This is a genomic window from Pseudomonas morbosilactucae (genome assembly GCF_023241715.1).
Classification (GTDB): domain Bacteria; phylum Pseudomonadota; class Gammaproteobacteria; order Pseudomonadales; family Pseudomonadaceae; genus Aquipseudomonas; species Aquipseudomonas morbosilactucae.
In genome coordinates this window covers 73,931-80,711 of sequence record NZ_JALQCW010000015.1, presented here as the reverse complement: position 1 = coordinate 80,711, position 6,781 = coordinate 73,931, and the positions used below count along the sequence as shown (strand labels likewise).

The 6,781-nt window shown below is 59.7% G+C and carries 7 protein-coding genes; 5 read left to right on the top strand and 2 right to left on the bottom strand.

Annotated elements, in window-relative coordinates; translation table 11 throughout:
- Positions 1-1,609, bottom strand: a 1,609-nt coding sequence (locus tag M1B34_RS33730; RefSeq protein ID WP_279653184.1) for a M10 family metallopeptidase, incomplete at its 3' end; no start/stop codon positions are given.
- Positions 1,610-1,986: 377 nt separating this feature from the next.
- Between M1B34_RS33730 and M1B34_RS08575 the strand changes: the two genes are divergently transcribed.
- The 3 genes from M1B34_RS08575 to M1B34_RS08565 all read left to right on the top strand — a co-directional run bounded on the left by M1B34_RS08575 (position 1,987) and on the right by M1B34_RS08565 (position 4,027).
- Complete coding sequence (locus M1B34_RS08575; protein WP_268264862.1) at positions 1,987-2,487, top strand: methylated-DNA--[protein]-cysteine S-methyltransferase; 501 nt, start codon at positions 1,987-1,989, stop codon at positions 2,485-2,487.
- 58 nt (positions 2,488-2,545) lie between these two features.
- Positions 2,546-3,190, top strand: coding sequence for an MBL fold metallo-hydrolase (locus M1B34_RS08570; RefSeq protein ID WP_268264859.1), 645 nt, complete (start codon positions 2,546-2,548; stop codon positions 3,188-3,190).
- Between the two features lie 111 nt (positions 3,191-3,301).
- A complete protein-coding gene (locus M1B34_RS08565; protein ID WP_123337768.1) occupies positions 3,302-4,027 on the top strand; it encodes a YiaD family glycine zipper/OmpA-like lipoprotein in 726 nt (241 codons plus the stop codon).
- 78 nt (positions 4,028-4,105) lie between these two features.
- Here M1B34_RS08565 and M1B34_RS08560 read toward each other — a convergent pair whose 3' ends face one another.
- Entirely contained in the window at positions 4,106-4,540 is a 435-nt protein-coding gene (locus M1B34_RS08560; RefSeq protein ID WP_268264858.1) for a Z-ring associated ZapG family protein, read from the bottom strand.
- A gap of 144 nt (positions 4,541-4,684) precedes the next feature.
- Between M1B34_RS08560 and M1B34_RS08555 the strand changes: the two genes are divergently transcribed.
- Positions 4,685-5,314: an alpha/beta hydrolase gene (locus M1B34_RS08555; protein WP_268264857.1), complete on the top strand. Its 630-nt coding sequence runs from the start codon at positions 4,685-4,687 to the stop codon at positions 5,312-5,314.
- Positions 5,315-5,338: 24 nt separating this feature from the next.
- On the top strand, positions 5,339-6,694 hold the full coding sequence (locus M1B34_RS08550) for a tryptophan--tRNA ligase (protein ID WP_268261271.1): 1,356 nt from the start codon (positions 5,339-5,341) through the stop codon (positions 6,692-6,694).
- Positions 6,695-6,781 lie beyond the last annotated feature (87 nt).

Below are 6,781 nucleotides of genomic sequence, written 5' to 3'. Positions count from 1 at the left end.
CGCCCAGGGTCCAGTTCACCGAGGCAAACACGTTGTCGATTTCTTTCAGCGACGTGCCCAGTTCGATGATCACGTCATTGACGTCGTCGACGTAGTAGGTGTCGTTGCCGGCGCCGCCGTCGAGAATGTCCGTACCCAGGCCGCCGTCGAGGATGTTGGCGCCGCTGTTGCCGATCAAGGTGTTGTTCAGGCTGTTACCGGTGAGATTGAGAGCGGCACTGCCGAGCAGTTGGCCGTCTTCGATGTTGGCGCCCAGGGTGTAACTGATGCTGGTCTTGACCAGGTCATGGCCTTGGTTTTCGAGCTCGATGACTTCGTCGCGGATATTGTCGACGATGTAGGTGTCGTCGCCGGTGCCGCCGACCAGCGTGTCAGCGCCAGCGCCGCCGTCGAGCAAATCATTGCCGGCCCCGCCTTCAAGGAGGTTATTGCCGGCGTTGCCGTTGAGGGTGTTGTCCAGTTCGTTGCCCGCGCCGTTGATATTGCCGCGGCCGGTGAGGGTCAGCACTTCGACGTTGGCGCTCAGGACGTAGCTCACCGAGGCCAGGACGGTATCGATCTCGCTGGCCAGGGTGCTGGTTTCCACCACGATGTCGCTAACGTTGTCGACGATGTAGGTGTCATTGCCCAGGCCGCCGGTCATGATGTCGGCGCCGGCTCGGCCATCCAGAACGTTGTCCAGGTCGTTGCCGATCAGGTTGTCGTTGTAGATCGAACCGATGGCGTTTTCGATTTTGGTACCAAAGGCGATCGCCAGGCCGTTGTTGATTTCGACGCCGCGCTGATAGTCGATGAAGGTCTTGCCGATGTTGCTGAACTGTCCTTCATTGAGATTCAGGGTGACGGCAGCGGCCTGGTTGCTGGCATCGATGGTATCGGTGCCGCCGCTGTCCCAGAGGGTCTCGAACACCGACTGATTGGCGGCCCACTTGTAGGTGTTGTTTCCGGTTTGCCACAGGTTGTTGGCCCCGTAGAGCTGCTGGATGGCCAGAATATCCAGGAGCATTGGGGTGGTGGGCTCGTAAGAATAGGCGTTGGTGTAGCTCATGATGGTGTAGTGCACATCATCATATTCATCCGCCAGGACCGTGCTGTTCTGGGCACTGGTGCTGAAGGGGTGTTTCAGACCCAAGGCATGGCCGATCTCATGCATGAAGGTCATGTAGTCGTAAGTGCCTTTGACCGGGCTCTTGTTGTTGGTCGCTGGGCCGATCCAGACATCACCCGCCACCGGGGCGTTGCCGGGGAAGTAGCCCCAGGCTGCGGTATCGCTATCCATCCCGGCGTAGCCACCAAAACGCAGGTCACCGACATTGGTGCTGCTTTCACTCACTTGGGTGAACTTGATGTTAGCGACCGCGGCCCAGGCGCCCAGGCTGCTGGTGACGGCGGTCTTTTGCGCGGCACTCAGGGAATAGCTGTTCTGATATTCGTTGTCGCTGCTGTAATTGCGGGCAAACAATGACGAGCCCGGCGTGATAAAGCTGTAGCTCAGCCATGCAGTGTTGACCCCGTTGCCCCAGGAGGTGCCGAACACCAGGCTGTCGAGCAGAGGGTTGTTGGTCAGGGTGACTGACCAACTAGGGGAGTAACCGAGTGGACTGGGCATTCTAACTTCCTGAAATTACGGCGGCCGTCCCGATGTGACCGCTACATGGTGCGATTCATTATGAGAACGTATCGCGTTTGAAGGTTTTTTAGAAAAAATTGACGCCAGAAAAAAGCGCATTCTATCCAGCTTTATCGGGCGAATGTGTCAGAAACTTAAGAATATGGCTAATAGCCATCTTTCTCCGACTGCCGGTCTTCGCCTGGGGTAGAAACGGCCCTAAAACAGTCGAAGTTCAACCGCAAGAAACGCGGTTGACGGGAATGGGCTTGAACGTAAAGTGAACACGTTCCCAGCCGGGACGAAGGTATTGTGAGGGCGTGACCCTGCAACTTTATGACCGTGTGACCTATGCCGGCGACCCAAGGACCCAGCCCATGCCCTACACCTATACCTTGATGAATTCCCCTGTTGGTCAATTGACGCTGGTGGCCAGGGGCTCCAGGCTGGCGGCCATTTTGTGGGAGAACGACGCGCCCCAGCGGGTCCGCCTGGGGCCGATGCAGGAAGCGCCCGACACACCAGTGCTGCAGGAAACCCAGCGGCAATTGGGCGAGTACTTTGCCGGTGGCCGAAGCAACTTCGAGCTTGAGCTGGATTTTATGGGGACTGAATTCCAGCGCCAGGTGTGGCAGGCGTTACTGACCATTCCTTTCGGAGAGACCCGCAGCTACAGCGACATTGCCCGGCAAATCGGCCGGCCCAAGGCGGTGCGCGCGGTCGGTGCGGCCAACGGCCGAAACCCCATCTCGATCATCGCTCCTTGTCATCGAGTGATTGGCGCCTCTGGCAGCCTGACCGGGTTCGCGGGTGGCCTGCCGGCCAAGCAGTTTCTCTTGGCCCTGGAGGGCGGTGCGACCGGGCAATTGGCGTTCTGATGCTGCGGCTCGGCGGGCTGTGCCAAAATGCCCGCTCAAATTTTCACAGGAACGCCCCATGGACGTCGCCCGCCCGGCTCTTATCCGCGAAACCTTCCCCGTCGGCCCTTTGCAGTGCAACTGCACCATCATCGGTGACCCCATCACCAAGAAGGCTATCGTCGTTGATCCGGGCGGCAATCCGGAATTGATCCTGGCGCGTCTTGAGGCCCTGGGTTTGCAAGTGGTGAGCATCATCCACACTCATGCCCACCTGGATCACTTCCTGGCGTCGGGGCAGATGAAGGAAAAAACCGGCGCCACCTTGCACCTGCACAAGGAAGACCAGTTCCTTTGGGACAACCTGGAAATGCAATGCAACATGTTCGGCGTGCCCTATACGCCGGTGCCAGCCCCTGATCGCTGGCTGACCGACGATGAGGAGCTGGCCTGTGGCTGCGGCGTCGCCTTGCACACGCCAGGACATACGCCAGGTTCCATGAGCTTTTGGTTTTCCGAGGCTAAGCTTCTGATTGCCGGTGACACCCTGTTCAAGCGTGGTGTCGGGCGCACGGATTTATGGGGCGGCGATCAAGCCACCATCGTGCGCTCGATCAAGCATCGCTTGTACACCCTCGATGAGGACGCAATTGTGGTCGCTGGGCATGGTCCCGACACGCGTCTGGGCGATGAAATGCGTGAAAACCCCTTTGTCAGAGCCTGATTTTTTGCTGAGCGGCCCACGGAATTTTTGCCACCCCGTGCGTTCCAACGCCAGCAGAGGTCGGTTGCCAATGTCCGCTGCATCACAGAATGCAAAAAGTAGGAGCTTTCCATGTTCACCTCGCGTCGTTTGATTATTGTCGCTACTGCTGTGGCCCTGTTGTCCGGCTGTGCTTCGCCTAACCCTTATGACAATCAGGGGCAGGCCGAGGGCTCCTCGGGCATGAGCAAAACTGCAAAATACGGTGGCCTGGGGGCCTTGGCCGGTGCACTGGCCGGTGCCGCCATCGACCACAACAACCGTGGCAAGGGCGCGCTGATCGGCGCCGCAGTGGTCGGGGCATCTGCCGCCGGTTACGGCTACTACGCCGACCAGCAGGAAAAGAAACTGCGCGCCAGCATGGCCAATACCGGTGTTGAAGTGCAGCGCCAGGGCGATCAGATCAAACTGATCATGCCGGGCAACATCACCTTCGGCACCGACTCGGCGAACATCGCTCCGAGCTTCTACCAGCCGCTGAACAACCTGGCCAACTCCCTCAAGGAGTTCAACCAGAACCAGATCGAGATCGTCGGTTACACCGACAGCACTGGCGCCCGCCAGCACAACATGGACCTGTCTCAGCGTCGGGCGCAAAGCGTGGCCACTTACTTGACCTCCCAGGGTGTCAGCGGTGCCAACCTGTCGGCACGCGGTGCCGGCCCGGATAACCCGATTGCCAGCAACGCCGACGTCAACGGCCGTGCCCAGAACCGTCGTGTCGAGGTCAACCTCAAGGCCATTCCAGGCCAGCAATACCAGCAACAGGGTCAGCAGCAGTACCAGCAATATCCGTAAGTACCCGGCCTGAACGCCAGGCACAAAAAAGCCCGCCCGATCTGAGAATCGGGCGGGCTTTTTTATGCCGGAAGAAGGTTACTTCTTCAGGCCATAATGTTCGTCCAGCATGCCCGGCGCGTTTGGCGTCTTGGGCGCGTAGTCCCGTGGCGGCTCCTGATCGCGTGGTGGAGTCAGGCGTTCGCGCGGCGCCTGGGCCGAGTCCGAATGCAGGGCTGCCAGCAGGCGTTGGCGGGTCAGTTCGTCCAGGGCCAGGCGGTTGGCACCCTCGGCGAGATGATCCTGCACTTCCTGATAGCTTTGGGTGAGTTTTTTCACCAGGGTGGCGGTGCTGTTGAAGTGGGTTACCACTTCGTTCTGATAGCTGTCAAAACGTTCCTGGATATCATCCAGCTGACGTTGCGTGCGGTTAGGCGCGGCGTTCGGCAGCAGGCGAGCGACCAGGAATCCGATGGCGACACCCGCGACCAATGCAAGAGTCGGCAACAACCAAACTAAGAGCGAGTGTTCCACGAGTCCTTCCTCTATAAACGGCTTTGCTTTACGTTAACGGCTCGAACCTGCGCTGTATACCGCGATTCACTCGCAATAGATTGGCACAGACAATTTGCTAGACGAGTCGACCCGATTCGAGGTCACGGAGTTCCTTCCTTGCTAATGCGTGAAACCCCTGTAGTGATTGCCGGCCCGGTGGGCCAGTTGGAAGCCCTGTATCTGGAAGTGCCCGACGCTCGCGGCGTGGCGTTGATCTGCCACCCCAATCCGGTGCAAGGCGGCACCATGCTCAACAAGGTGGTTTCTACCTTGCAGCGCACCGCGCGGGATGCCGGCTTGATCACCTTGCGTTTCAACTACCGTGGCGTCGGTGCCAGCGAAGGCAGTCACGACATGGGGAGCGGCGAAGTGGATGACGCCCAGGCCGCAGCCGAGTGGTTGCAGGTCCGGCACCCGGAATTGCCATTGACCTTGCTGGGTTTCTCCTTCGGCGGTTTTGTCGCCGCCAGCCTCGGCGGTCGCCTGGAAGCCCAGGGCGTGCAGCTCAAGCACCTGTTCATGGTGGCCGCAGCAGTGACCCGCCTGCGCGATACCGACGTGCTGCCGGAGAACTGCCCGCTGACCCTGATCCAGCCGGAAACCGACGAGGTGATCGACCCGCAAGCGGTGTATGACTGGTCTGCCGCGCTTGTTCGTCCCCATGAGCTGCTGAAAGTGGCAGAATGCGGGCACTTTTTTCACGGCAAGCTCACCGATCTCAAGGATCTGGTGCTGCCGCGACTCTCGAATTGATAGCAGTCTGATAAGCGATTACCCATGACGACTCGTACCCGTATCCTCACCGGCATCACTACCACCGGCACGCCGCACCTGGGCAACTACGCCGGTGCGATCCGCCCGGCGATCCTTGCCAGCCAGGACGCCAATGCCGACTCTTTCTACTTCCTGGCCGACTACCACGCCCTCATCAAGTGCGATGACCCGCAGCGCATTCAGCGTTCGCGTATGGAAATCGCCGCGACTTGGCTGGCCGGTGGCCTGGATGTGAACCGGGTGACCTTCTATCGTCAGTCGGACATCCCGGAAATCCCCGAACTGACCTGGCTGCTGACTTGCGTTGCCGCCAAGGGCCTGCTCAACCGCGCCCACGCTTACAAGGCGTCGGTGGATAAAAACGTCGAAGCCGGCGAAGACCCGGATGCGGGCATCAGCATGGGCCTGTACAGCTACCCGGTGCTGATGGCGGCGGACATCCTGATGTTCAATGCGCACAAAGTGCCGGTCGGCCGTGACCAGATCCAGCACGTTGAAATGGCCCGCGACATCGGCCAGCGTTTCAATCACCTGTTCGGCAAGGGGAAAGAGTTTTTCACCATGCCGGAGGCGTTGATCGAAGAAAGCGTTGCCACTTTGCCGGGCCTCGACGGCCGGAAGATGTCCAAGAGCTACGACAACACCATTCCGTTGTTTTCCAGCGCCAAGGACATGAAAGACGCCATTTCGCGGATCGTCACCGACTCCCGCGCGCCTGGCGAAGCCAAAGACCCGGACAACTCGCACCTGTTCACCTTGTTTCAGGCATTTGCCAGCAAGGCCCAGGAAGAAGAGTTCCGTGCCGAGTTGCTGCAAGGCCTGGGTTGGGGCGAAGCAAAAAACCGCCTGTTCCAACTGCTGGATGGTCAACTGGGCGAAGCCCGCGAACGTTATCACCAACTGATGTCGCGCCCGTCGGACATGGAAGACCTGTTGCTGGTCGGCGCCAAGAAGGCCCGTGCCGTAGCGGCTCCGTTCCTGGCCGAGCTGCGTGAGGCCGTTGGCCTGCGCTCGTTCGTCGAACAGGCCGTAGCGCCGGTCGCCACCAAGAAGAAAGCCGCAAAAGCCGCACGCTTTGTCAGTTTTCGCGAAGACGACGGCAGTTTCCGTTTCCGCTTGTTGTCGGCTGATGGCGAGCAGTTGTTGCTGTCGCGTCACTTTGCCGATGGCAAGGCTGCCGGTGCGGTGACCAAGCAGTTGCAAGCCGGTGAGGCGTTGGATCTGCGCAGCGACGAGCTGAGCTTCAGTGTCTGGCTGCAAGACCAATGCGTGGCGGACAGCCCGGCGTTTGCCGATGCGGCTGAGCGTGATGCGGCCATCGAGCAGTTGCGTGTCGCTTTGACTCCGGCGCAGGACTAATCGGAATCATCCCGACCAAGGGCTGATTGCCATTCCCCAGGGCCGTCGCTACAGTGACGGCCCGTTTTTGTTGCCTTGCTAACGAAT

Coding starts and splice junctions, on each gene's coding strand:
- M1B34_RS08575 (WP_268264862.1), top strand. CDS start 1,987: ATGCCCTACACCTATACCTTGATGAATTCCCCTGTTGGTCAATTGACG.
- M1B34_RS08550 (WP_268261271.1), top strand. CDS start 5,339: ATGACGACTCGTACCCGTATCCTCACCGGCATCACTACCACCGGCACG.
- M1B34_RS08570 (WP_268264859.1), top strand. CDS start 2,546: ATGGACGTCGCCCGCCCGGCTCTTATCCGCGAAACCTTCCCCGTCGGC.
- M1B34_RS08555 (WP_268264857.1), top strand. CDS start 4,685: ATGCGTGAAACCCCTGTAGTGATTGCCGGCCCGGTGGGCCAGTTGGAA.
- M1B34_RS08565 (WP_123337768.1), top strand. CDS start 3,302: ATGTTCACCTCGCGTCGTTTGATTATTGTCGCTACTGCTGTGGCCCTG.